At 66.2% G+C, this 22772-nt stretch carries 24 protein-coding genes and 1 tRNA gene; 19 read left to right on the forward strand and 6 right to left on the reverse strand.

The features are described from left to right. Window positions 1–9 precede the first annotated feature (9 nt). From tmk to MUN85_RS00820, 7 genes are all read left to right on the forward strand, one after another. The gene (gene tmk, locus MUN85_RS00790; protein ID WP_250504945.1) at window positions 10–621 is read left to right on the forward strand and encodes a dTMP kinase; all 612 of its coding nucleotides are present in this window, start codon (window positions 10–12) and stop codon (window positions 619–621) included. After that, on the forward strand, window positions 618–1763 hold the full coding sequence (locus MUN85_RS00795; RefSeq protein ID WP_250504946.1) for a DNA polymerase III subunit delta': 1146 nt from the start codon (window positions 618–620) through the stop codon (window positions 1761–1763). Before tmk ends, MUN85_RS00795 begins: the two co-directional genes overlap by 4 nt. A gap of 36 nt (window positions 1764–1799) precedes the next feature. Further along, window positions 1800–3347 (forward strand): alpha/beta hydrolase, encoded by a 1548-nt coding sequence (locus MUN85_RS00800; RefSeq protein ID WP_250504947.1) that lies wholly within the window; start codon window positions 1800–1802, stop codon window positions 3345–3347. A 59-nt stretch (window positions 3348–3406) separates the two neighbouring features. After that, window positions 3407–3482: transfer RNA gene (locus MUN85_RS00805), tRNA-Thr, on the forward strand. Between the two features lie 60 nt (window positions 3483–3542). After that, window positions 3543–3728, forward strand: coding sequence for a hypothetical protein (locus MUN85_RS00810; RefSeq protein WP_250504948.1), 186 nt, complete (start codon window positions 3543–3545; stop codon window positions 3726–3728). Window positions 3729–3810: 82 nt separating this feature from the next. Continuing rightward, the gene (locus MUN85_RS00815) at window positions 3811–4143 is read left to right on the forward strand and encodes a histone-like nucleoid-structuring protein Lsr2 (RefSeq protein ID WP_250504949.1); all 333 of its coding nucleotides are present in this window, start codon (window positions 3811–3813) and stop codon (window positions 4141–4143) included. A gap of 39 nt (window positions 4144–4182) precedes the next feature. Then, complete coding sequence (locus tag MUN85_RS00820; RefSeq protein ID WP_250504950.1) at window positions 4183–4920, forward strand: phosphoglyceromutase; 738 nt, start codon at window positions 4183–4185, stop codon at window positions 4918–4920. Window positions 4921–4981: 61 nt separating this feature from the next. On the opposite strand, the gene phoU is transcribed toward MUN85_RS00820, so the two are convergent. Next, on the reverse strand, window positions 4982–5674 hold the full coding sequence (phoU, locus tag MUN85_RS00825; RefSeq protein ID WP_250504951.1) for a phosphate signaling complex protein PhoU: 693 nt from the start codon (window positions 5672–5674) through the stop codon (window positions 4982–4984). A 143-nt stretch (window positions 5675–5817) separates the two neighbouring features. On the opposite strand from phoU, the gene MUN85_RS12840 reads away from it, so the two are divergent. Both MUN85_RS12840 and MUN85_RS00835 read left to right on the forward strand, forming a co-directional pair. Continuing rightward, the gene (locus tag MUN85_RS12840; protein WP_250504952.1) at window positions 5818–6978 is read left to right on the forward strand and encodes a sensor histidine kinase; all 1161 of its coding nucleotides are present in this window, start codon (window positions 5818–5820) and stop codon (window positions 6976–6978) included. After that, the gene (locus MUN85_RS00835) at window positions 6975–7661 is read left to right on the forward strand and encodes a winged helix-turn-helix domain-containing protein (protein WP_250504953.1); all 687 of its coding nucleotides are present in this window, start codon (window positions 6975–6977) and stop codon (window positions 7659–7661) included. The genes MUN85_RS12840 and MUN85_RS00835 overlap by 4 nt, the downstream gene beginning before the upstream one ends. Window positions 7662–7685: 24 nt before the next feature. On the opposite strand, the gene MUN85_RS00840 is transcribed toward MUN85_RS00835, so the two are convergent. Further along, complete coding sequence (locus MUN85_RS00840) at window positions 7686–8159, reverse strand: hypothetical protein (RefSeq protein WP_250504954.1); 474 nt, start codon at window positions 8157–8159, stop codon at window positions 7686–7688. A gap of 175 nt (window positions 8160–8334) precedes the next feature. Here MUN85_RS00840 and MUN85_RS00845 point away from each other — a divergent pair, with 175 nt between their 5' ends. The 3 genes from MUN85_RS00845 to ispF are packed head-to-tail and all read left to right on the forward strand — an operon-like array spanning window position 8335 to window position 10130. Next, window positions 8335–8865 carry a CarD family transcriptional regulator gene (locus MUN85_RS00845; RefSeq protein WP_250504955.1) on the forward strand — a complete coding sequence of 177 codons (531 nt, stop codon included), beginning with the start codon at window positions 8335–8337 and terminating at the stop codon, window positions 8863–8865. 7 nt (window positions 8866–8872) lie between these two features. After that, the gene (gene ispD / locus MUN85_RS00850) at window positions 8873–9637 is read left to right on the forward strand and encodes a 2-C-methyl-D-erythritol 4-phosphate cytidylyltransferase (protein WP_250504956.1); all 765 of its coding nucleotides are present in this window, start codon (window positions 8873–8875) and stop codon (window positions 9635–9637) included. A 4-nt stretch (window positions 9638–9641) separates the two neighbouring features. Beyond that, a complete protein-coding gene (ispF, locus tag MUN85_RS00855) occupies window positions 9642–10130 on the forward strand; it encodes a 2-C-methyl-D-erythritol 2,4-cyclodiphosphate synthase (protein ID WP_250504957.1) in 489 nt (162 codons plus the stop codon). Here the strand turns inward: ispF and MUN85_RS00860 are convergent. Next, window positions 10118–11527: an MFS transporter gene (locus MUN85_RS00860; RefSeq protein ID WP_250504958.1), complete on the reverse strand. Its 1410-nt coding sequence runs from the start codon at window positions 11525–11527 to the stop codon at window positions 10118–10120. The genes ispF and MUN85_RS00860 overlap by 13 nt on opposite strands. A gap of 38 nt (window positions 11528–11565) precedes the next feature. Between MUN85_RS00860 and cysS the strand changes: the two genes are divergently transcribed. From cysS to MUN85_RS00880, 4 genes are read left to right on the forward strand one after another with little or no spacing between them, the layout of a single operon-like run. After that, a complete protein-coding gene (cysS, locus tag MUN85_RS00865) occupies window positions 11566–13017 on the forward strand; it encodes a cysteine--tRNA ligase (protein WP_250504959.1) in 1452 nt (483 codons plus the stop codon). 35 nt (window positions 13018–13052) lie between these two features. Beyond that, a complete protein-coding gene (locus tag MUN85_RS00870) occupies window positions 13053–14081 on the forward strand; it encodes a Gfo/Idh/MocA family protein (RefSeq protein WP_250504960.1) in 1029 nt (342 codons plus the stop codon). Window positions 14082–14105: 24 nt separating this feature from the next. After that, entirely contained in the window at window positions 14106–15080 is a 975-nt protein-coding gene (gene rlmB / locus MUN85_RS00875; RefSeq protein WP_250504961.1) for a 23S rRNA (guanosine(2251)-2'-O)-methyltransferase RlmB, read from the forward strand. A gap of 48 nt (window positions 15081–15128) precedes the next feature. Continuing rightward, the gene (locus MUN85_RS00880) at window positions 15129–16376 is read left to right on the forward strand and encodes a hypothetical protein (RefSeq protein ID WP_250504962.1); all 1248 of its coding nucleotides are present in this window, start codon (window positions 15129–15131) and stop codon (window positions 16374–16376) included. Window positions 16377–16412: 36 nt separating this feature from the next. Here MUN85_RS00880 and MUN85_RS00885 read toward each other — a convergent pair whose 3' ends face one another. Further along, complete coding sequence (locus MUN85_RS00885) at window positions 16413–16925, reverse strand: DUF6023 family protein (protein WP_250504963.1); 513 nt, start codon at window positions 16923–16925, stop codon at window positions 16413–16415. A gap of 50 nt (window positions 16926–16975) precedes the next feature. Between MUN85_RS00885 and MUN85_RS00890 the strand changes: the two genes are divergently transcribed. The 3 genes from MUN85_RS00890 to MUN85_RS00900 all read left to right on the forward strand — a co-directional run bounded on the left by MUN85_RS00890 (window position 16976) and on the right by MUN85_RS00900 (window position 20165). Beyond that, window positions 16976–17302 carry a hypothetical protein gene (locus MUN85_RS00890; RefSeq protein ID WP_250504964.1) on the forward strand — a complete coding sequence of 109 codons (327 nt, stop codon included), beginning with the start codon at window positions 16976–16978 and terminating at the stop codon, window positions 17300–17302. Between the two features lie 187 nt (window positions 17303–17489). Next, window positions 17490–17936: a hypothetical protein gene (locus tag MUN85_RS00895; RefSeq protein ID WP_250504965.1), complete on the forward strand. Its 447-nt coding sequence runs from the start codon at window positions 17490–17492 to the stop codon at window positions 17934–17936. 114 nt (window positions 17937–18050) lie between these two features. Then, window positions 18051–20165: a C69 family dipeptidase gene (locus MUN85_RS00900; RefSeq protein WP_250504966.1), complete on the forward strand. Its 2115-nt coding sequence runs from the start codon at window positions 18051–18053 to the stop codon at window positions 20163–20165. 97 nt (window positions 20166–20262) lie between these two features. On the opposite strand, the gene MUN85_RS00905 is transcribed toward MUN85_RS00900, so the two are convergent. Then, window positions 20263–21510: a DUF4032 domain-containing protein gene (locus MUN85_RS00905; RefSeq protein ID WP_250504967.1), complete on the reverse strand. Its 1248-nt coding sequence runs from the start codon at window positions 21508–21510 to the stop codon at window positions 20263–20265. Between the two features lie 136 nt (window positions 21511–21646). After that, window positions 21647–22762: an ABC transporter ATP-binding protein gene (locus MUN85_RS00910; RefSeq protein WP_250504968.1), complete on the reverse strand. Its 1116-nt coding sequence runs from the start codon at window positions 22760–22762 to the stop codon at window positions 21647–21649. Between the last annotated feature and the right edge of the window lie 10 nt (window positions 22763–22772).

The following is a 22772-nucleotide window of genomic DNA, read 5'->3' on the forward strand; positions in this document are numbered from 1 at the left end:
GAGCCGCGCGTGTTCATCACGTTCGAAGGTGGCGACGGCGCCGGCAAATCCACCCAGATTCGCCGGCTCGCCGAGCTGCTTCGCGAGGATGGCCACGACGTCCTTGTCACCTTCGAGCCGGGCGAGGGCGAGCTCGGGGCGGAACTGCGCCGCCTGATGCAGCATTCCGGCCACATCCATGCCCGCACCGAGGCGCTGCTGTTTGCCGCCGACCGAGCCGAACACGTCGCCCGCATCGTGCGCCCGGCGCTCGAGCGCGGCGCCATCGTCCTATCAGACCGCTACCTCGATTCCTCCGTCGCCTACCAGGGCGCCGCCCGCGAGCTCGGCACCCAGGAAATCCGCGACCTCTCGCTGTGGGCGACGGACGGGCTGCTGCCCGATCTGACGATCCTGTTCGACCTCGATCCGCGCATCGGTGCCGCGCGCCGCACCGGCGAGCCCGACCGTCTCGAGCGCGAGCCGCTCGCCTTCCACACCCGCGTGCGGGACAACTTCCTCGCCGCGGCCGCCGCCGAACCGGAGCGGTTCGTCGTCATCGACGCGGCCCGCGAGCCCGAGGCAATCGCCGCCGATGTCGCGGCCGCCGTCACCGCGCGCCTGAAAGCAGGCCGCCCATGAGCGTGTGGGATGCGCTCATCGGTCAGGACCACGTCGTCGCCGAACTGACCGACGCCCTCGCCACCAAGGGGGCGCTGACCCACGCCTGGCTGATCACGGGCCCTCCGGGCTCGGGCCGCTCGGTTGCCGCCACGGCGTTCGCCGCCGCCCTGCAGTGCCGCGAGACGCCCGCCGGTTGCGGTCGCTGCGAGAACTGCCGCCAGGTCCTGGCCGGCACCCACCCCGACGTCACCCGCGTCACGACGGAGAAGGTCGTCATCGCGATGGAGGAGGTGCGCGGCCTCATCCAAGTTGCCCAGCGCGCACCATCGGGCGGCCGCTGGCGCATCATCATCGTCGAAGACGCCGATCGCATGCTCGAACGCACCTCCAACGTCCTGCTCAAATCGATCGAAGAACCCCCCGAGCGCACCATCTGGCTGCTGTGCGCGCCCTCCACCGAGGACGTCATCATGACGATCCGCTCGCGCTGCCGCCACATCGGCCTGCGCATCCCACCCGTTGACGCCATCGCGGAGCTGCTCGCCAGCCGCGACGGCATCGACCCGGACATCGCCCGCGCTGCCGCCCGCGCCGCGCAAAGCCACGTCGGGATGGCACGCCGCCTCGCCACCGACGACGCCGCCCGCTCCCGCCGCCTCGCAATCCTTCGCCTCCCGCTGGAAATCCGCAGCGTCTCCGACGCCGTCCTCGCTGCCTCGACGCTCGTCGATCTCGCCAAGGACGACGCGGCTGCCGCCACCGAGGAACGCGACCGCAAAGAAAAGGAAAAGCTGCTGCGCGATCTCGGCGTCGACGACGGCACGACGCGTCTACCCCCGGCCGTGCGCGCCCGCGTCAAGCAGCTCGAAGAGGACCACAAGCGCCGCGCCACGCGCTTCCAGCGCGACGTGCTGGACCGCATCATGGTCGATCTCCTCTCCCTGTACCGCGACGTCGTCGTGCGCCAACTCGGCTCCGACATCGACCTCGTCAACGCCGATCTCGCCTCCGACATCGATCGCCTCGCCGCCGCCGGCAGCCTCGAGCGCTCCGTCGCCACGATGGTGGCCGTGGAAACCGCGCGCCGCCGCCTGGCCGCCAACGTCGCCCCACTGCTGGCGGTGGAGGCGATGCTCATTGCGATTCGTCCCCAGGCATGACTCACGCCCGGCGCGCATTTCCGTACAGTAGATAAGGTGAAATCGAAGCTGCTCATCGGCCTCGCATCCGCGGCGCTCCTGCTCGCCGGATGCACCACGCCCACCGTGACCAAACCCTCCGAATCATCGAGCTCGGACGGCGTCCCCCTGACCGCGCGCACGCCCGACTCCTCGGCCGTACCCGAGGGACTCGAGACGTTCTACTCCCAGCAGATCACCTGGGAAGACTGCGGCACCGACCTACGCTGCACCGATGTCACCGTGCCGATGGACTACGCCAATCCGGACGGCGAAACCATCACGATCCGCGTCAAGCAGCTCGTCTCCGCCGGCCCCGACGCGCCCGCCTTGCTGCTCAACCCCGGCGGCCCGGGCGGCTCCGGCGTCCAGATGATGGATTACGTCAACCACCTCGCGACGAAGAAACTGCGCGAGCACTACAACCTCACCGGCTTTGACCCCCGGGGCGTGAACGAATCCAGCGCCGTTTCGTGTCTGTCCGACGCCGAGCGCGATGCCTATCGCGCCGAGGATGCGGACCTGTCCAGCGAAGCCGGCCGCGAGGCCGCCGCCGCGGCGACGCGAGCCTACGGCGAGAAGTGCGCCGAAAACACGGGCAAGCTCCTCGGCTTCGTCGACACCGTCTCCGCCGCCCGCGACATGGACATCCTGCGCGCCGTCATCTCCGGCGCCCCCACCTTGGACTACCTCGGCTTTTCCTACGGCACCTACCTCGGCGGCACCTACGCCGATCTCTTTCCCAAGAACGTCGGCCGCTTTGTCCTCGACGGCGCGCTCGATCCCGCCACGACGTCCTTCGACGTCTCCCTCGGCCAGGCAGAGGGCTTCGACAAGTCCATCCGCGCCTACATCGCCGACTGCCAGGCCGGCTCCAATTGCCCTCTAAAGGGCAGCGTCGACGACGGCATCGAGCAACTCAAGCGCTTCTTCGATTCGCTGCGCACCAACCCGCTGCCCACCGGCGACGGCGACCGCATGCTGACCCGGCCCCTCGGCATCACCGGCGTCATTACCCCGCTGTACTCCCAGCAGAGCTGGCCGCAACTGACCATGGGCTTGACCCAGGCCATGACCCAGCAGGACGGCTCCATGCTGCTCATGATGGCCGACATGATGTCGGACCGGAACGCCGACGGCACCTACGCCACCAACTCCGATGAGGCCTTCACCGCCATCAACTGCCTCGACTACCCGGTACACGGCACGAAGGAAGAATGGGCCGAAGAAGCCAAGACGATCGAGCAGGCCTCCCCACTGTTCGGCCAAGACCTCGGCTACGGCGACCTGCAGTGCGAGAACTGGCCCGTGAAGTCGACGCGCGAGCGCACCGAGCTCAAGGCCTCCGGCTCCGACCCGATCCTCGTCGTGGGCACGACGGGCGACCCGGCCACCCCGTACAAGTGGTCCGAAGCCCTTGCCAAGCAGCTGGAAAACGGCCATCTGCTGACCTATGAGGGCGAAGGCCACACTGCCTACAACGCCACGAACACCTGCATCGCCAACCACGTGGACGACTTCCTCATCGACGGCACCGTTCCTAGTGACGGAACTCGCTGTTCCTGAGTTGTCCAAGCTCCCCACTTTTCGCTAAAGTCGGGAGAGCCGCAGGCGACTGCGGCGACGCCGCCTTAGCTCAGTCGGCAGAGCGATTCACTCGTAATGAATAGGTCGAGGGTTCGATTCCCTTAGGCGGCTCCAGCAAAGCGCCCCGTCCGGTCACCCGGGCGGGGCGCTTGCATATCGCGATATTATCGGGGCATGGAATACCTCATCGCCATCTTTCCTCCGGTAGCGGTAGGCGTCCTGTTCTTTTTTGTCATGCGCCTCATCTTTCAAGCAGATCGACGCGAACGTCGGTTGCTGCAAGAGATGGAAGAGACCTACGAGGCCGAACATCCTAATCCGGAGAATATTGCTGACGCTCAGCAGCCATCAAAGAAATAGGAATCGTCCGAATTCTTTGAATTCACTAATTGCGGTGCAATAGACTGAGGGGCGGGCAGTCATATTCGACAAAGGAGATCCCATGGCGCAAAAAGTCCACATTGTGCTCATTGACGACATTGATGGGAGTGAAGCCTCGGAGACGGTGCGCTTCGGCCTTGATGGAGTCACCTACGAAATCGACCTCAACGATCAGCATGCCGGTGAACTGCGTGAGTCACTGAACAGCTGGATCGAAAAGGCGCGCCGCCGCCCCGGCCAGCGCGCTACCCGTCGCTCCGCATCCGATGCGCGCGGCCAGTCCGACGCTGCGAAGATTCGCGCCTGGGCGGTAAAGGAAGGCATTAAGGTTTCAGACCGTGGCCGAATTCCCGCCGATATTCGCGAACGCTATCTCGAAGCGACCTCCTCGTAATTTTGTTTGTTACTGTCAACCGAATCTGGAGTTAATCCAATGACGTACACACTGGTACTGCTTCGGCACGGCCAGAGCGACTGGAATGCGAAGAATCTCTTTACCGGATGGGTGGATGTTCCGCTATCCGACAAGGGAGTCGAGGAAGCAAAGAAGGGCGGTGAGCTGCTGAAGAAGGAGAACATTCTGCCCGATGTCCTCCACACCTCACTGCTGCGTCGCGCGATCTCGACTGCGAACCTCGCTCTTGATGCCGCCGATCGCCACTGGATCCCCGTCAAGCGGAACTGGCGCCTGAACGAACGCCACTACGGCGCGCTGCAGGGCAAGAACAAGAAGGAGATCCGCGACGAATACGGCGAGGAGAAGTTCATGGAGTGGCGCCGCTCCTATGACACCCCGCCGCCGGAGATCGAACTCGGCTCGGAATTCTCCCAGGACTCCGACCCACGCTACGCCGGCGAGCCGATTCCCAGCACGGAATGCCTCAAGGACGTCCTTGAGCGCATGCTGCCTTACTGGGAAGAGGAAATCGTTCCGGACCTGAAGTCCGGTAAGACCGTCATCGTTGCCGCGCACGGCAACTCGCTGCGTGCGATCGTCAAGCACCTCGACGGAATCTCGGATGAGGACATCGCCGGGCTCAACATCCCGACGGGCATTCCGCTCGTCTACGAGCTCGACGAGGACCTCAAGCCCATCAAGAAGGGTGGCACCTACCTGGATCCGGACGCGGCCGCCGCGGCCATCCAGGCGGTTGCGAACCAGGGCAAGTAGCCTCGCGCAACACCAAGGCGGGCCGGAAGCAATCGCTTCCGGCCCGCCTTTGCGTAGGCGCTTAACCCGCGTGCGGGTCCGTCGCGTCTTCTTCCAGCGGCAGCGATACCGAGTTCGACAGGTCGCCGGTCACGAGGAAAGAGGTGCGGCGGGCCAGCGAGACGCAGTGGTCGCCGAAGCGCTCCAAGAAGCGGGCGAGCAGGATGATGTCGATGAGCTCCTGACGATCGAGCTCATTGTCCTTGTTCAGCACGCGAGTAAAGACCTCACGGTGCAGCTGGTCAAGGTGATCGTCATCGGTTTCGATCCGCGCGGCTTCCGACAGATCGCGCGATTCCATGAGCGAGACGACGAGCTTCGCCATCTCGGTGGCGGCCTTACCCATCTTGTTCAGCAGCTTTTGCAGGTCACCGCTCGCGGCAGTGCGTGGGTAGCGGCCGCGAGCAACGTAGGCGACGTGGCGAGCGAGGTCGCCCATACGCTCCAGCGTCGTCGACATCATGAGCCCGGTGACCACGACGCGCAGGTCGGTTGCCACGGGCTGCTGGCGGGCGAGCAGCGAGACACACATTTCGTCGACGGTGCGCTCGAGCTCGTTAATCTGTTCGTCTTCGTCGATGACCTGCTCAGCGAGCGCCAGATCGGCGTCAGCGAGGGCCTTCGCGGCCTTCTGGACGGCCGTCGCGACGAGCTGGCTCATCTCGATGAGGTTGTCGCCGAGCTGCTCAAGCTCCTGGCGGAAAATTGCACGCACGGACCATGCTCCTTGATCTCCTGAGGGTGTCGACGCCTTAGTCGACCATGTCTAGGTTAACGCGAGGTGACCCGGCAGGGAACATTACGTCACCGATGGGAAGCGCTGGGACTTCTCCCGACTTTGCCCCTACAGTGTCGGATGTGGACACACCTTGGCAAGCCATCATTGCGGCCCTCCTTGGGCTGTTTGTCGGCTCCGTCGCCGTCGCCTCATTCCGGTTCTCGCAACGCCAAATGCGCGGCAAGGATCCGGAACCGTCGGAAGACATCACCCCCGATGAGTCCAATATCCTCGCGGTCCTTTCCGGCGGGATTGTGCTGCTGAAGGACTCCGGCGAGGTCTTGCGCGCGGATGCGACGGCCGTCTCTCTAGGCCTCGTGGTCGACAACGAGCTGGCTAACGGTCGCGTCCGCGAACTTTTCGAGCGGGCGGTCGCCACCGATACCGCCGTCCAGGAAGACGTCGAGGTGCCGCGCTCGACCCTGGCGGGATCCAGCGTGTATTACCTCACGCTGCGGTTTTCCCACCTGCCCCGCGGCCGCATCCTGCTGGCGGCCACCGACCGGACAGAAAAAGTCCGGCTGGAAAACACCCGACGCGATTTCATGCAGAACGTCTCCCACGAGCTCAAGACCCCCGTCGGGGCACTGGCCCTGCTTGCCGAGACCGTTCACGACTCCGCAGAAGACCCCCAGGCCGTGCGGCACTTTTCCTCCCGAATGAAGCGCGAGGCGACGCGCCTCGGGCGGCTGGTCAAGGAGATCATCGCGCTGTCCCAGCTAGAAAGCCCCGACGCGCTCGTTAAACCGAGCCTCGTCGAAATCGACGAGGTCGTCGCCGAGGCGATCGACCGCGTCCGGGTCGCCGCCAGCAGCGCGCAGGTCGAACTCGTCAGTGGCGGAACCCCCGGCCTACAGGTCTACGGCGATCCGAGCCTGCTCATGACCGCCGTGCGCAACCTGCTCGATAATGCGATCCGCTATTCTGAGCCCAATACCCGCGTCAACCTCGGGGTATCCGGCGACGCGGAAGTCGTCCGCATCGCCGTCGTCGACGAGGGGATCGGAGTCGCGCTCGACCAGCGTGACCGCATCTTCGAACGGTTCTACCGCATCGACGATGCCCGCTCGCGCGATACGGGCGGGACCGGGCTCGGCCTTTCCATCGTCAAGCACATCGCCGCCGATCACGGCGGTACCGTGACCATCTGGTCCGAGCCGCGCCGCGGTTCGACCTTCACCCTGATCATCCCGCGCGCCTTCCCCAAGGGCCGCGATGCCGAATCGAAGGAGCACCTGTGACCCGCATTCTGGTGGTCGAAGACGAAGAGTCCTACCGCGAACCGCTGGCCTACTCGCTCACGCGAGATGGCTACGACGTCGTCGCCGTCGAGGACGGAATCGCCGCCCTCGATGCCTTCACCGACGACTTCGACGTCATCCTGCTCGACCTCATGCTGCCGGGGCTATCCGGCACCGAGGTATGCCGCGAGATCCGCAAAACCTCCAACGTCCCCGTCATCATGCTCACGGCCAAGGACTCGGAGATCGATAAGGTCGTCGGACTGGAAATCGGCGCCGATGATTACGTCACGAAGCCGTACTCCTATCGCGAACTCCTCGCGCGCATCTCGGCCGTCCTGCGCCGCTCGGAACACAGCTCCGAGCACGTCAACCACGAAGAGGTCCTCGAGGTCGGGCGAGTGCGGCTGTCCGTTGACCGTCACGAGGTCGAGGTCGATGGTCAGCTCATCGACATGCCGCTGCGCGAATTCGAACTCCTCGAATTCCTCATGCGCAACTCCGATCGCGTCCTGACGCGCGGCCAGCTCCTCGATCGCATCTGGGGTGAGGACTACGTGGGGGACACGAAGACCCTCGACGTCCACATCAAGCGGATCCGCGGCCGGATCGAAGAAGACCCCGCAGCCCCCCGGATGATCCGGACGGTGCGGGGACTTGGCTACAAGATGGTCGACGCCTAGCGCGTCGCCCTCCTTGTCGCTGCGCTACTTGTCGCCGACGAGGTATTCGTCGTAGGGCGGAAGCGTGCCGTCAAGGATCGGCACCTGCACACTGTGCGAACCCGTCTGCGAAGTTGCGACCGAACCTTCGACGGTCGCGCCCGGCTGGTAGTCCCCGCTCGCGCTCTCCGCGCCGTCCTGCGGCAGGCTGACGACGGCGCCCGGTGCGACCTCCACGGTCTGCTCGGGCAGGTCACCGACGGTGATCGTGAACGTCACCGGCTCCTCAGAATTATTGACGAGCGCACCATAAAGCGCCGCCTCGCTGCCCGGGCCCTCGGTCAAAATCATGAGGTTCTCGGCGCGCACGTGCTCCGAAAGCTGGGCCCGCACGCCATCGGATGCGGCATAGGACTTCGTCGTAAGGATCGGGCTAGCGGAAGTACAGGCCGATAGGCCAAGCCCGGCAGCACATACCGCGGCAATCGCGGCGAGTTTCAGCGACGAACGACGAGCCATGAGGGGACTCCTTGGGTCAGGAATACAGACGTACGTTTGAGGTAAGCGTACCGGAGAATAGAGGGAAGGACTATTGGGCGTGCCATGGCCTTAATTAGCTCAAATTCCGCATGGTTAAGGGCAAAACCCGCGTGATAGAATAGCCGAAGTATCTGTCAAGAGGGAGTCTATACACGTGTCCGTTCCCTATAAGGTTGGCGAAACCGTCGTCTACCCGCACCACGGTGCCGCAACGATCGAAGCCATCAACAAGCGCACCATCCGCGGCGAAGAAAAAACCTACCTCAAGCTCAACGTCGCCCAGGGCGATCTGACGATCGAGGTCCCCGCGGAAAATCTCGATCTCGTCGGCGTGCGTGACGTCGTCGATGAAGAGGGCCTGGAAGAGGTCTTCGACGTGCTGCGTTCTTCGCACACCGAAGAACCAACGAACTGGTCGCGCCGCTACAAGGCCAACGTCGAGAAGATCGCCTCCGGCGACGTCATCAAGGTCGCCGAGGTCGTGCGTGACCTATCTCGCCGTGACGCCGACCGTGGTCTGTCCGCCGGCGAGAAGCGCATGCTGTCCAAGGCGCGCCAGATCCTCGAGTCCGAGGTCGCGCTCGCCGAGGAAGTAACCGAAGACACCGCGCGCGATCGCGTCGACGAGGTCCTCGACGAGGGCGCGGACGTGCCCGCCGAAGAGACGACCGAAGAAGAAAAGTAGGCGCGCCATGTCGGCCACACGTGCCGGCTGCGCCGCCATTGTCACCGCCGCCGGGTCGGGCAACCGACTCGGCGCTGGCATACCCAAAGCCCTCGTTGAGGTCGGCGGCCAGCCCATGCTCGCCTACGCCGTCGCCTCGATGGCGCTCGCAGGCATCCCCACGATCATCGTGACGGCACCGGCCGACCAGCTCGCAGCCTTCGAGGCCGTCGTGGCCGACGAACAGCTGCAAGCCGCCGCCAGGCGCGCTTGGCCCGAGCTCGGTCACCCGCCGAGCATCGAGGTTCGAATCGCCGCCGGGGGAGCGAGCCGGCAGGCATCCGTCGCGGCTGGGCTCGAGGTCCTCGCGGAGATGGAACGCCCCGACGTCATCCTCGTGCACGACGCCGCCCGCCCGCTGACACCACCCGAGATGATCGCGCGCCTCGCCGACGCCGTGAGCGAGGAGCAGGGCGCAGTCATCCCGGGCCTGGCGGTCGCCGACACGCTCAAGCGCGTCGATGACGACGGCTTCGTCACGGGCATCATCGAGCGAGCCGACCTTCGCGCGATCCAAACCCCGCAGGCCTTCAGCGCCGATCTCCTCGCGCGCGCGCACGCATACGGTGCCGCCCGGGCAAGCGATGAGGCGCTCGCCGCAACGGATGATGCCGGTCTCGTCGAAGCCATGGGCGAGGCCGTCCGCGTCATCGAGGGGGACGCCGCGGCCCGCAAAATCACGACGGCGGCAGACCTCGCCGCACTGGAACTCAGGCTCGCCGCGTTAGGGTGAGGCCATGAGCCAGCCCATCATTCCGCGCATCGGGATCGCCACCGACGTCCACGCCTTCGATACCGATCCCGATCGCCCCCTCATGCTCGCCTGCCTGCACTGGCCCGGCGAGATCGGGCTCGTCGGCCATTCCGACGCCGATGTCGCCGCCCACGTCGCCTGCGACGCACTATTTTCCGCCGCGGGAATCGGCGATCTCGGCACGCATTTTGGCACCGGGCGACCGGAATTCGACGGGGCCTCCGGCGAGCGCCTCCTGCGCGAGGCCGTGCGACTCACGGCTGAAGCCGGCTACGCGATCGGCAATATCGCGATCCAGATCATCGGCCAAAAACCGCGCTTTGGCCCGCGCGCGGCAGAAGCCTGCCAGGTCATGAGTGACATCGTCGGCGCCCCCGTCGCCGTCAGCGCAACGACGACGGACCACCTCGGCTTCACCGGCCGCAACGAGGGCCTGGCCGCGATCGCGACGGCGCTCGTCTACTCCGTGTGATCCTCATCCAGGTGGTAGCGCGATTCGGCTTCCTTCACCGGTAGCAACAGCAGCAGGCCGGCAGCTAGCACGACGATGATGCCGAAAATGCCGTAGGGCGTGCCATTGCCGCTACCCTCAATCATCTCCCCGACGACGACCGCGGCTGTGAAGGCCGCCGGCGCGAGGAAGGAGACCGCGCGCCCCGTCGTGGCATACAGCCCGAAGACCTCGCCCTCCTTGCCGCGCGGAATGATGCGCGCCAGGAACGTACGCGAAGCTGACTGCGCCGGACCAACGAAGATGCACAGGATGAGCCCGAAGATCCAGAACATCGTCGTCCCGCCGGTGTGGAAGAAGAACACACACAGGCCCGCGATAATCATCGAAATAAGCGAGAAAATGATGACGCGTTTGGGTCCCAGCCGGTCATCGAGCGCCCCAAAACTGATGGTGGCAAGACCGGCGACGACGTTGGCCGCGACGGCGAAAATGATGACGTCCGCGCTGGAAAAACCGAAGACCTTCGCCGCGATGACGCCGCCGAAGGTGAAAACGCCCGCGAGCCCGTCGCGGAAGATCGCCGAGGCCCCGAGGAAAAACACCGTGTGCCGCGAGGTGCGCCACAACCGCGCGATGAGCCGGAACAGCTGGCGGTAGGACTCGACGTAGGACTGTTTGGCGGCAGAGTCGGCCGCTTGTACCGGCCGCTGCTGGCGCGAAGTAATAAACACCGGGATCGAAAACACGAGGGTCCAGGCCGCGCACAGCAGCATCGTGACCCGCACGTCGAGCCCGTTCTCGCTCGTCACCCCGAACCAGCCGACCTCCGGGGAGATGAGCCCGAAGTAGACGATGAGCAGCAGCACGATCCCGCCGAGGTAGCCCATGCCCCAGCCGAAACCGGAGATCCGCCCGATGTTTTTCGGCGTCGAAATGTCGTTCAGGATCGCGTTGTAGTTAACGGAGGCAAACTCGAAGACGATATTGCCGACGCCAAGCAGGAACAGTCCGAGCCACAGGCCCGGACGCGAGGGCGTGACGAAAAACAGCGAAGCCGAGATCGCGACGACGAGCAGCGTGTTGACCATGAGCCACATGCCGCGCTTGCCCTGCCGGTCGGCACGCTGGCCGTTAACGGGCGCGAACAGCGCGATCGCGAGCCCCGCGATCGTCATCGCGATCCCGAGCATCGTCTCCGGGCTGGCATCGCCCGGCTCGCCCTTGAAGCCCTCGGCCGTCGTGAGGTAGACGGTAAAGACGAAGGTCGTGATGACGGCGTTGAAGGCGGCCGAGCCCCAATCCCACAGCGCCCAGGACAAGACGGGGCGGGAGAATAGGCGGTGACCCTCGCCGCTAGGCCCGACGACAGGCGAGACTTCCGGGGTCGATGTTGACTGAGGGGAGTGTGTGCTCACGACCCTCACGTTAGCCCAAAGGGCCGTAGGCTGTAAGGGTGAGTGTGCAACTGTATGATTCTGCGACTAGGACCGTCCGCCCCCTGGAGCCCGTCACCCCCGGGCTCGTGCGAATTTACCTGTGTGGCGCGACGGTTCAGGGCTCCCCGCACATCGGCCACCTGCGCGCCGCCCTGTCTTTTGACGCCCTCGTGCGCTGGCTGCGCCGGCGGGGCCTTGAGGTCCACTACGTCCGCAACGTCACCGATATCGACGACAAGATCCTCACCAAGTCGGCCGAAGCTGGCTGGCCGTGGTGGGCGTGGGCGATGCGCTTCGAACGCGAATTTGCCGACGCCTACCGGACGCTCGGCGCCGTCGAGCCGACCTACGAGCCGCGCGCAACGGGCCACATCCCCGAGCAGATCGCGCTCGTCGAGCGCCTGATCGAGCGCGGCCACGCCTACGACGACGGTGCCGGCAACGTCTACTTCTCGGTGACCTCGCTGCCCGATTACGGTTCCCTGACCCGCCAGCAACTGTGCGATCTTGCGACGACGGAGGACGATTCTCAGATCCTCGATCACGTCGAAGCCGGCAAGCGAGATCCGCGCGATTTCGCCCTGTGGAAGGCAGCCAAGGCCGATGAACCGGCGACGGCCTCGTGGGATTCGCCCTGGGGCCGCGGCCGGCCGGGCTGGCACCTGGAGTGCTCGGCGATGAGCCACAAGTACCTCGGCGAGACCTTCGACATCCACGGCGGCGGCATCGATCTGCGCTTCCCGCACCACGAAAACGAGCAGGCCCAGTCCCACGGCGCCGGCTACGGCTTTGCGAACATGTGGGTGCACAACGCCTGGGTAACGACGAAGGGGGAGAAGATGAGCAAGTCGCTCGGCAACTCCCTCGTCGTAGCCGAAATCCTCACCAAGGTCCCCGCGCCCGTCCTGCGCTTTGCGCTGTGCACCGTCCACCACCGCTCGACGATCGAATGGAGCGAGGAACTGCTCGAGTCCGCGGCCGCTGCCTGGGAACGCATCACCGGCTTTGCCGAGCGCGCCACCGACTTCCTCACGCGCGCCCGCGCGGGCGCGCCGAGTGACGTCGCCGACCTGCCCGTGGACCAGCTGCCGGAAGAATTCGTCGCAGCCATGGATGACGATCTCAACGTCGCGGGCGCCCTCGCCGTCATCTGGGAACACCTGAAAGCCGGCAATAGCGCGATCGCGAGCGAGGACGCGCCGGCCGTCGCGCGCGAGCTGGAACTCGTGCGTTCGATGCTTGACGTCCTCGGCCTGGATCCGCTTTCCGAGCAGTGGGCGGGCGAACGTGAGGCGGGCAACGCCGCGCACGGCGCCTTGGACACCCTCATCAGCGCTATGCTTGCTGATCGTGCCGCCGCGCGCGAATCCAAGGATTGGGCGCGCGCCGATGCCATCCGAGATCAGCTCGCGGCCGCGGGAATCGTCGTCGAAGATTCCCCTTCCGGCGCCACCTGGCACCTGGCCTAAGACGAGATACAAACAAAACAGAGAAACGAGACCCCATGCGCCTGCCGGATTCCCTTGCCGAGCTTTTTCCCGACCTGCACCTGCCGAGCCCCATCGACGCGCCGCCCCTGAAGTGGGGCATCCTCGGCCCGGGCAAGATCGCGCAGACCTTCGCATCGCACCTGCGGCAAAACACCGCCCAGGAACTGTTTGCCGTCGGATCCCGCAGCTTCGGGCGCGCCGCCGCCTTTGCCGCGAAGAACGACGCCGACCGCGCCTACGGGTCCTACGAGGAGCTCATTGCCGATGAGGAGGTCGACGCGATCTACATCGCGACGCCGCACTCGCACCACATTGAGCCCGCGATGAAGGCGATCGCCGCCGGCAAGCCCATCCTGGTCGAAAAGTCGCTCACCGCGAACGCGAAGGACACCGACGCGCTGCTGACCGCCGCCGAAAAGGCCGGCGTCTTTGCGATGGAGGCGCTCTGGTCACGCTTCCTCACCCCCTGGGTTCTCACCCGCGAACTCGTCCAGGGCGGCCACCTCGGTGAGATCGTCTCCGTCAAGGCGGAACTGACCTCGCCGCTGATGGAGGTCGAGCGCATGACGAACCCGGAACTCGCGGGCGGCGCGATCCGCGATCTTGGCGTCTACCCGCTGAACTTCGCGCAGTTCCTCCTCGGCGACGGCGAGCTCGTGCACACGAGCGGCACCCTCGCCGAATCCGGCGTCGAGTCCGACGCCATCATGATCACCGATCACCGGGGCGTTCCCGCCATCTCGATGTGTTCGATGCGTGGCCAGGCCCCGTCCTCGGCCGAGGTCGTCGGTACCAAGGGCTGGGTCCGGATCCCGACGCGGATGCACCAGCCGGGCGCGATGCAGGTCGCGCTTGAGATCGACGGCGAGCAGGTCAAGGAAAAGATCGACGCGCGCGTCACCGCGCCCTACCGCTTCGAGGCGTGTGAGGTCGCGCGGTGCGTCGCCGCCGGCAAGACGGAATCGACGAGCATGCCGCACTGGGATTCGCGTCACCTCGCCACCGTGATGGACGAGGCACGCGCGGCGCTCGGCGCCCGGTAACGCCGCAAGGACAAGGAGAACGTCATGGCGCGAGGAAACCAACCCCGCCGCGGGGCCGTACGAAAAGACGGCTCGAAGAAGGGCATGGTCAAGGGCACCGGCGGCCACGGCCGCAAGAAGCTTGCCGGCCGCGGCCCTACCCCCAAGGCCGAGGACCGCACGTGGCATCCCGCGGGCAAACGCAAGGCCGCGGCCGAGCGTCGCGAAGCCGCCAAGCCCAAGAAGAAGGTGCCGGGCTACCTCAAGCTCGCCGAGGGGCACGAGGTCATCGCCGGCCGTAATCCCGTCTACGAGGCCGTGACCTCCGGCATCCCGCTGCTGCGCGTCTTCCTCGCGCCCGGCACAAAGAACGACGAACGCCTGGCCAAGGTGCTGCGCACCGCGACGGCCCTCGGCGCGCCCATGCTCGAGGTCACCAAGCCCGAGCTCGACGCGCTGACCGAGGGCGCCGTCCACCAGGGGATCGCGATCGAGGTGCCGCCGTATGAGTACGCGGACTTCACCGAGCTGCTGAACGACGCCCTCGCCTCCGGGCAGACGCCGCTGTTCGTCGCGCTCGACTCGGTGACGGACCCGCACAACCTCGGTGCGGTGCTGCGCAGCGCGGGCGCCTTCGGGGCCCACGGCGTCATCGTGCCCGAGCGCCGCAGCGCCGGCGTGAACGCCACCGCTTGGAAGGTCTCGGCCGGCGCGGCCGCGCGCGTGCCCGTCGCCCAGGTGACGAACCTCGTGCGGGCGCTGAAGGAAGCCAAGGACGCGGGCTGCTTCGTCGTCGGCCTTGCCGGCGGCACGACGGAAACGACGGCCGATTTCACGCTCGCGGACTCCCCGCTCGTGCTTGTCACCGGCTCGGAGGGCACCGGCCTGTCGCGCCTCGTTGCGGACACCTGCGATGCGATCGTCTCCATCCCGATCTCGCCCGTCGTCGAATCGCTCAATGCCGCCGTCGCCACGGGAATCGCGCTCTACGACGTTGCCCGGCGCCGCTCCGAGGCCTGACAGCGCGCGGTAACCGTGATGAAATAGAGCCAGGTGCAAGGAGGCAACATGTCACAGTTCACGTCGGTCGAGCTCGTTTTTCACGCGGAGCCAGCCGCGCTCACCGAGGCTTTTGAGCAGGCGCACGTCCTGGCTCGAATCGATTACCTGCCCGCGTCCGTGCGCGCGAGCGCGGGCGATGGCGCGGTCTTCATCACCGCAGGCATCCTCGTCGACGAGGCCGAACGCATCGTCACGGTGACCGACGCCGGCGTCGCCGTCGGGCCGCAGGCGCGCGATCTCGTCGGGGCGATTGCGAACCGGCTCGAAGTCTCGCTCTGGGTGCCCAAGTGGGATCTCGACGTCGAGCCCGCGAGCCACGATCCGGCGCCCGGCGCGCGCGATGCCGCCACCGATAACGGCCTGAAGGGCGAGAAGGCGACGATCGTCGTCGTCACGCCCGCGCCGATGTCCGCGATGCCAATGTACGCCACCGCCGTCCAGCAGGATCTGTCGGTGCTCGATCTCGGCGACCGCCGCGTCGTCATGTCGACCTCCAGCGACGAACCCGTGGGCTTTGGCCACTTCGGCTGGAGCGAGGACACGCTCCCCTCCCTCGTGCTGCTCAACGATTTCGGCGAGCGCACCGTCGCCCTGCACGAGACGGAAGCGAACTTCGCCGAGGGCCTGCACAGCTGGGACCTCGTCACCGAGTTCGTCACCGGCAGTGTGGCCACCCCCGGCCCCGGCGCGCAGGCGCTCATCGACGAATTCTTCTCCGCCACGCGCGACGCCGAAGCCTTCGCGAGCTACGCCGGCGTCTCCCCGGACCGGATGTATGCCGCGATGACGAAGCCCGGCGAGCGCGGCATGCTCGAAATGATCGCGCTGTTCAACCTCCCCGGCGTCGTCGCCAAGGTCCTCGACGAGGCAATCGAGCCCGCCGACGTCCCCGGCGCCCAGACCTTCACCCACGAATCCTGGCGCGGCGCGATCAAGGAAACGACGCGGCTGTACATGGCCGAACAGTTCCCCGAGGGCACCGCCGGCGAATTCTGGACGCAATTCGGCCACGCCACCTTCGACAACCCGCGCATGCGCCTGGCCCTCGCCGGCGCCGGCGGCCTCATCGGCGGCCTGCTGTTGCGCAGCGCGATCAAGTCCGGCGGCAAGGTCCGCGGCACCTTCGGGGCGCTATTCATCGTCGACGCCATCGGCAATGCCGTGCTGACGCCGCTGATCGAGAAGTGGAAGCGCGAGGGGCGCTCCGACCTTGGCCTCTCCGACGACGGCCGCTCCGACGACGCGCCGCGCTAGTCCGCGGCGCCAGGCGCTAGTTCGCGGCGCTCGGCGCTAGTTCGCGGCGTCCGGCGCCTTGAGTAGGACGTCGACACCGATATCGGCGGCGTCGCTCGCTTGCACCGAGATCTCGAGCTCGCTCACGCCCTCGCCAACCTGAAACGTCGCGGACGTCGTCGCAATCTCCCCGACGGCGCACCGCAGGTGCTGATCCTCAAGCGCGCCCTCGGGCGCCGCAACGGCGAGGACTGCTTCGCCCTCGCCCATGCAGGCCATCGTCACCTGGTACGTCCCGGGCTCGATCGCCTCGGTTTGCTTGACGTGTATCGACTCGCCGCTTTCCAGCGCACCGGCCAGCAGCGGCTCGAAGCCCGCAGCGAGCAGCGGCTCGCGCGCCGTCAGCAGGCGCTCATCGAGTTCATCAATGCCGGCGTCCTCGGCCGTCTCGCTCGCCTCGGCCTTCTGCGCCGGAGCCGCCGAATCCGACGCGCTGCACGAGGCCGTTGCAAGAGTGAGTGCGGCTAGCGCAGCGACGATGACGCGCGCGGGGCGAACGTGAGAAACCATGGCATTACATTACGCCTGCGCGCACCACCCGTGACGGGCCCGAACGCGATATGGCGAGGGCGATCGCGATAGCCCTCGTCATCGGTTTCTCCATCGGCCTCATCTACTCGTTCGTGAAGCGCAATCAGGGCGGTGCGAGCCAGACGCTGATTCGAAACGCGGTTGCGGCCGGTCGGGTGGCGCTCATTCGTATCGATGGCATCCGCACTACCGGCATGTTTATTAATGATCAGCCGGGTGAGTTGCTCCCGGGCGTCGTCCTGACCCACGACGGCCCCGAAGCCGCGTTTGTGACCGATCCGGTGCTTTACGGCGAAGTCGAGGCACGGGTCGCGGGCCTAACCGTTCCGCCGGCGGCCACGGCGGGGGAGGTGTGATATCCGCCGGCCGGGAGTGTGCGTGATGACGGTACCCGGAGGGCGTCGTTTGTTGGGCGTGGCCGGAGGGCAGGGCGCGGCGCGCAGTAGCGTTTCTGGTGGCATTTCTGCTTGGCGTTTCTGTTCCGTTGGCGCTGTCGCCGCGAACGGCCGGCTATCTTGCGAGCGCCGTGCAGCAGCGCCGGCTGTGGAACTCGACTGGGATGGGACGTTCCTTGCCTCCCAGATGGCCGAGCTGACGAGCGAGCTTGGGCATGACCGGGTCGCCGAGGTGCGGATCTGGTCCAACTCCATCACCGTGCAGGCGTATGCGAACGCTGATACGAAGCCGGGCGATCGCGTCAATACCTGCGACGTGAGCAGCGTGGCGCTGCGCAACAAGGGGAAGCTTCCGGGGATCGATGGGGCGCCGTTCTCGCTATCCGAAGTTTCCTGGAACGCCGTCGATCAGCTGCTCGATGAGGTCCCGGAGCAGGTCGGTGCGCGCGCGATGGACGTCGTCAGCGTGACCGTCACTCAGACGTCGAGCGGACCGAAATTCCTCATCACGGTTGATGGCGAGGACGGTGCCGCGAACTTCATCGCCGATGCCAACGCTTCGCACCTCACGCCCGCGTCGGGGGCTTTTCGCTAGGGAAGCGGACCTAGGCCCTAGGTACCACGGCAGGCCCGGAGAAGGCAGTACCGTGGCAGTGGATTCGGGGGAATCCCGCATGCAACGGCGCATGACGACACTGAAGGAGACACAGTGAAATTTACGACAAAGGTGTCCGCTGTCCTAGCGACGTTCCTCGCGAGCGTCCTGTTTGGTAGTTCAGCATGGGCATGCACCGGGGTCATCGTTGGCTCCGATCTAACCGAAGATGGCTCGACGATCGTCGGGCGAACTGAGGATCTCGAACAGCAACACCCGAAACGACTCATAGTGAACGAGGCGGGGAAATACCCCGCCGGCAAGGCCATCGTCGGAGCCGAAACCGGTGTCAGCTACACACAGGAGAAGGACTCACTCAAGTTCACGTCCATCTCCGACGTCACCCCGGCCGACGGGCGATTCGATGAGGCTGGGTTCAACTCGGCCGGGGTCGCGATCGATGCGACGGTATCGGCCAAGGCGAATGAGAAGATCCGCGCCGTCGACCCCTACACCAAGCAGGGCTGGACCGAGGGCGTCCTTGCGACGGTGCTGCTCGCCAATGCGACGAGCGCCAAGGACGGCATCGACCGGATGGCCGCACTCATTGACGCCGACGGCGCTGCGGAGGGCAATTCGCTCGTCGTCGCGGACGGCGCGCAGGTGTGGTTCATGGAGATCTATTCGGGGCGGCAGTACGCGGCAATGAAGTACCCCTCCGATAAGTTCTCGGTCATGCCGAACACGTTCTTCATGAACCGCGTCGACTGCGCCGATGCGGAGAACTTCGTCTGCTCCAAGGACCTGGTGAAAACCGCGAAGGACGCGGGCAGCTACGTCGAGACCGACGGAAGTTTCGACCCGGCGCGCAGCTACGGCACGACGACGAGCAAGGGCAATGCCTCCCGGTCCTATGCGGGAATCAAGGCGCTGGATCCGGGGGCGAACGTCACGCTCGATCAGGAGTCCTACCCGCTGCTGAACACGCCGAGCAGCTCGTTCAAGAAGCTCTCCGTCGCAGACATTATGGCGATGCAGCGCAACCGGTTCGAAGGGGTCGATGAGGGGCTTGCGAAGCTCAGTGAGCGGGTCGTTGACGATTCGACGATGAAGGACGCGAGCGGCAATCCCGTTGCGGGCGCGCGCTACCCCGTCGGCAATACCAACACGATGGAGGCGCATATCTTCGTGCTGCCGCGTACGGGGATGCCGCAGAGCGTTCCCGGCACGCTGTGGCAGACGATCGGCACGCCGCAGGGCTCGCCCTACCTGCCCTACTACGGCACGATCACGGATACGATCGCGCCCATGCAATCGACCTCGAAGGACCCGAGCGACATGGGCTCCTACTACTGGCTCGCGAGCGCGATCAACGACGTCGTCAAAGCCGATCGCGCGACCGTTGCCGCACCCGTGCGCGAATACCTGCACGCGATCGAATCCCCGCTGATCGCCGGGCGCGCGGCCGAAGACCGCCAGCTCGCGGCAAAGTTCGCGGCAAACCCGGCCGATGCGGCCGCCTGGTCAACGGCGCAGTTCGAGCGCGTGTCCGAGCAGTCTGTGGCGGACCTGACCGCGTTGCTGGGTTCGCTCAAGGTTTACAACACGACGCACGAGCTGCAGGCCGGTGACGGTCATTCGGTGACCGTCGCGCCCAAGCAGATCATTTTGCCGACAGTCTTTTCCGCGACGGCGGTGGCGGATGCGAGTGTGCCCGAGGGCGCCGGGCCCGTCGTTGGTGCGTGGGATCTCGCACTCACCCGGCACCTGCCGAATGGCGTGCGCGACGCCGCGCAGCTGACCGAGCCGGTCACGGTCACGCTCAAGGTCGCGGGCGCGCCGAGCGATGGCACGCTCTACCTCGCGGGGGAGGCGGGCTTCACCGAGGTACCGTACACCGCGGCGGACGGGGCGATTACGTTCAAGACGGCGACGTTCGGGCGCGTGATCCTCACCGGGGCTGCTGCTCCGACGCCCGATCCGAGTGCTACGCCGACGGCTACACCGACGGCGACTCCGAGCGAGACGCCCACCGAGACGCCGAGCCAGTCACCGACGGCGACTCCGAGCGCGGGCCCGAGCGCGGGTCCGACGAGCGGACCGGGCGCGTCGAGGCCGGGAGAGTTAGCGCGCACGGGCGGTGAGCTCGCTGCGCTCGCGCTCATCGCGCTCGGCGGGATCACCGGCGGCGGGGTGCTGCTCGCGCGGCGCCGTCACGCCGGCCGCTAACTAGGCGCAGGGGCACGGGACCGAACTCCAGCACGGTCTCGTGCCCCTGATCTATGCGCGCGCGTATGCGTACGCTCGCGCGCGCACGCGCGAGGCGCTAGTCGTGGATCGCTTCCAGCTCCTGGGTATCGCCCATCGATAAGAAGGTGTGCTCGTCCTCGCGCGTGGGCAGCACGTCGGCGACGTAGGAGGCGACCGCCTCGTCCGTCGGGACGTCGCGCTGCTGCTGCTCGGACATGTACCAGCGGTGTTCGAGCACCTCGTGGAAGATCTCGGCCGGCTCGAGCTTGCCGGACAGCTCGCGCGGCACCGCCCGCACCGTCGGCTCAAAAACATCCGTCACCCAGTCGTGCGCGACAATCTCGATCGGCTCGTGGCTGCGCCCGGTAATGACGCGGTAGGACTCGAGGTCGTTGAGCATGCGTCGGCCCTGGTTTTCTTGCACGTCGAGCCCGGTCAGGCGCATGACCTGGCGGTGGTAGTGCCCGGCGTCGACGATTTTTGGTTGGATGTGCATCGTCGTGCCATCAGCGTCCGTCGTCATCTGGATTTCGTCGACGTCGTATCCAAGCGCGTTCAGCCGGTTGATGCGTTCGGCCACGCGCCAGCGCTCGGAGGCATCGAAGGCCTCGGAGGCGGTGAGCTCGTTCCATAGCGAGTGGTAGCGCTCGACGAGCCGGTCGCCGATCGCGATGAGGTCCTCGGACTCGTCGATGACGCCGCCGGCCTGCAAGTCCATGAGTTCGCCGATGATGTTGGTGCGCGCGAGGTCGACGTCATATTCGCGCTGCCCGACGGTCAGGCGCGGGTGCAGTTCACCGGTTTCCGCGTCGACGAGGTAGGCGGCGAAGGCGCCCGCGTCGCGCCGAAACAGCGTGTTCGACAGCGAGACGTCGCCCCAGTAGAAGCCGAGGGTGTGCAGCCGCACGAGGAGGACGGCGAGCGCGTCGACGAGGCGATCGCCGGTTTCGGGGCGCATCGAGCGCGAGTACAGCGCACGGTAGGGCAGCGAGAAGCTGAGGTGCTGCGTGACGAGCGCGGGCGTGAGTTCCTCGCCGTCGGCGCTGCGGCGGCCGGTGATGACGGCCATGGGCAGCACGGAGGGCGCGCCCAGGCGGTGCAGGGCGCGCAGCATTTCGTACTCGCTGTGCGCTACCGTCTCGCCGATTTCTTTCACGGCGACGACGCGCCCGGAGAGCTTGGCGAAGCGCACGATGTGCCGGGAGATACCGCGGGGCAGGGCCGCGAGCACCGATTCGGGCCACTCCTCCAGGGGAAGTTCCCACGGGAGATCGAGCAGGGCTGGATCGAGCGAGGCGGCAGTGATCTGTAGCTGAGCTACCATGCCCACATCCTTTCACGTCGGGCCGCGCCGCCGCCGGGATCGGCGGTGTGCGCCCGGTGACATGGCCGCGGGCCGCCGGTGCGTCCGGCGGCCCGCTTGGCCTGAGGGGAGGCTGCGTGCGGCAGCGGATGCTGCCCTAGGGCAGGCGCTCGCCCGTCGTCGTGGAGAAGTTGTGCTGTTCACCTTCGCGGATGCGCACGTGCAGGACCTCGCCCTTATCGGGCGCGGAGTGCGGGGCGACGCGGACGATGACCTGATCGGCGTCCTCACCGGAGCCGAGCTTCTCGCCCAGTTCCTCGCTGCCGGCCAACTCGCCGTAGATGAAGGCATCGGAGCCGAGCTCTTCGACGAGGTTGACGCGTACCGGGATCGAGCCGTCGGTGCCCTCGGGCACGACGTCCAGGGACTCGGGACGGAAGCCGATGGTGATCTTGTCGCCGTCGGCGGCCTCGGCCGTCTCGCGCGTGATCGGCACCTTGGCTTCGGCCAACTGGGCGTAGCCGTCGTGCAGATCGAACGTACCGATGTTCATGGCGGGGGAGCCGATGAAGCCGGCGACGAACACGTTGGCGGGCGTGTCATACATTTCGCGCGGGGTGCCGACCTGCTGCAGGATGCCGTCCTTCAGCACAGCGATGCGATCGCCCATGGTCAGGGCCTCAGTCTGGTCGTGCGTGACGTAGACCGTGGTGACGCCGAGGCGACGCTGCAGCGAGGCGATCTGCGTACGCGTCTGCACGCGCAGCTTCGCGTCGAGGTTGGACAGCGGCTCATCCATGAGGAAGACCTGCGGCTGGCGCACGATTGCGCGGCCCATCGCCACGCGCTGACGCTGACCACCCGACAGAGCCTTCGGCTTGCGGTCGAGGTATTCAGACAGGTCAAGGATGCGAGCTGCTTCCTTCACGCGCTTTTCGATCTCATCCTTCGGGGTGTTCGCGATCTTGAGCGCGAAGCCCATGTTGTCTGCCACCGTCATGTGCGGGTACAGCGCATAGTTCTGGAACACCATCGCGATATCGCGATCCTTCGGCTGCACGTCGGTGACGTCGCGGTCACCGATGAAGATTCGGCCGGAGTTTACATCCTCGAGGCCGGCGAGCATCCGAAGGGAGGTGGACTTACCGCAGCCGGAGGGGCCCACAAGCACGAGGAATTCGCCGTCGGCGATTTCCAGGTTGAGGCTGTCGACTGCTGGACGTTCGGTGTTGGGGTAAACGCGCGTGGCGTTGTCGTAAGTTACCGATGCCATGATTGAAAGT

It is taken from the genome of Bowdeniella massiliensis, assembly GCF_023634005.1.
In the GTDB taxonomy this organism is placed as follows: domain Bacteria; phylum Actinomycetota; class Actinomycetes; order Actinomycetales; family Actinomycetaceae; genus Bowdeniella; species Bowdeniella massiliensis.

Coding starts and splice junctions, on each gene's coding strand:
- MUN85_RS00795 (WP_250504946.1), top strand. CDS start 618: ATGAGCGTGTGGGATGCGCTCATCGGTCAGGACCACGTCGTCGCCGAA.
- MUN85_RS00810 (WP_250504948.1), top strand. CDS start 3,543: ATGGAATACCTCATCGCCATCTTTCCTCCGGTAGCGGTAGGCGTCCTG.
- MUN85_RS00815 (WP_250504949.1), top strand. CDS start 3,811: ATGGCGCAAAAAGTCCACATTGTGCTCATTGACGACATTGATGGGAGT.
- MUN85_RS00820 (WP_250504950.1), top strand. CDS start 4,183: ATGACGTACACACTGGTACTGCTTCGGCACGGCCAGAGCGACTGGAAT.
- MUN85_RS00840 (WP_250504954.1), bottom strand. CDS start 8,159: ATGGCTCGTCGTTCGTCGCTGAAACTCGCCGCGATTGCCGCGGTATGT.
- ispD (WP_250504956.1), top strand. CDS start 8,873: ATGTCGGCCACACGTGCCGGCTGCGCCGCCATTGTCACCGCCGCCGGG.
- ispF (WP_250504957.1), top strand. CDS start 9,642: ATGAGCCAGCCCATCATTCCGCGCATCGGGATCGCCACCGACGTCCAC.
- MUN85_RS00870 (WP_250504960.1), top strand. CDS start 13,053: ATGCGCCTGCCGGATTCCCTTGCCGAGCTTTTTCCCGACCTGCACCTG.
- rlmB (WP_250504961.1), top strand. CDS start 14,106: ATGGCGCGAGGAAACCAACCCCGCCGCGGGGCCGTACGAAAAGACGGC.
- MUN85_RS00880 (WP_250504962.1), top strand. CDS start 15,129: ATGTCACAGTTCACGTCGGTCGAGCTCGTTTTTCACGCGGAGCCAGCC.
- MUN85_RS00885 (WP_250504963.1), bottom strand. CDS start 16,925: ATGGTTTCTCACGTTCGCCCCGCGCGCGTCATCGTCGCTGCGCTAGCC.
- MUN85_RS00890 (WP_250504964.1), top strand. CDS start 16,976: ATGGCGAGGGCGATCGCGATAGCCCTCGTCATCGGTTTCTCCATCGGC.
- MUN85_RS00905 (WP_250504967.1), bottom strand. CDS start 21,510: ATGGTAGCTCAGCTACAGATCACTGCCGCCTCGCTCGATCCAGCCCTG.
- MUN85_RS00910 (WP_250504968.1), bottom strand. CDS start 22,762: ATGGCATCGGTAACTTACGACAACGCCACGCGCGTTTACCCCAACACC.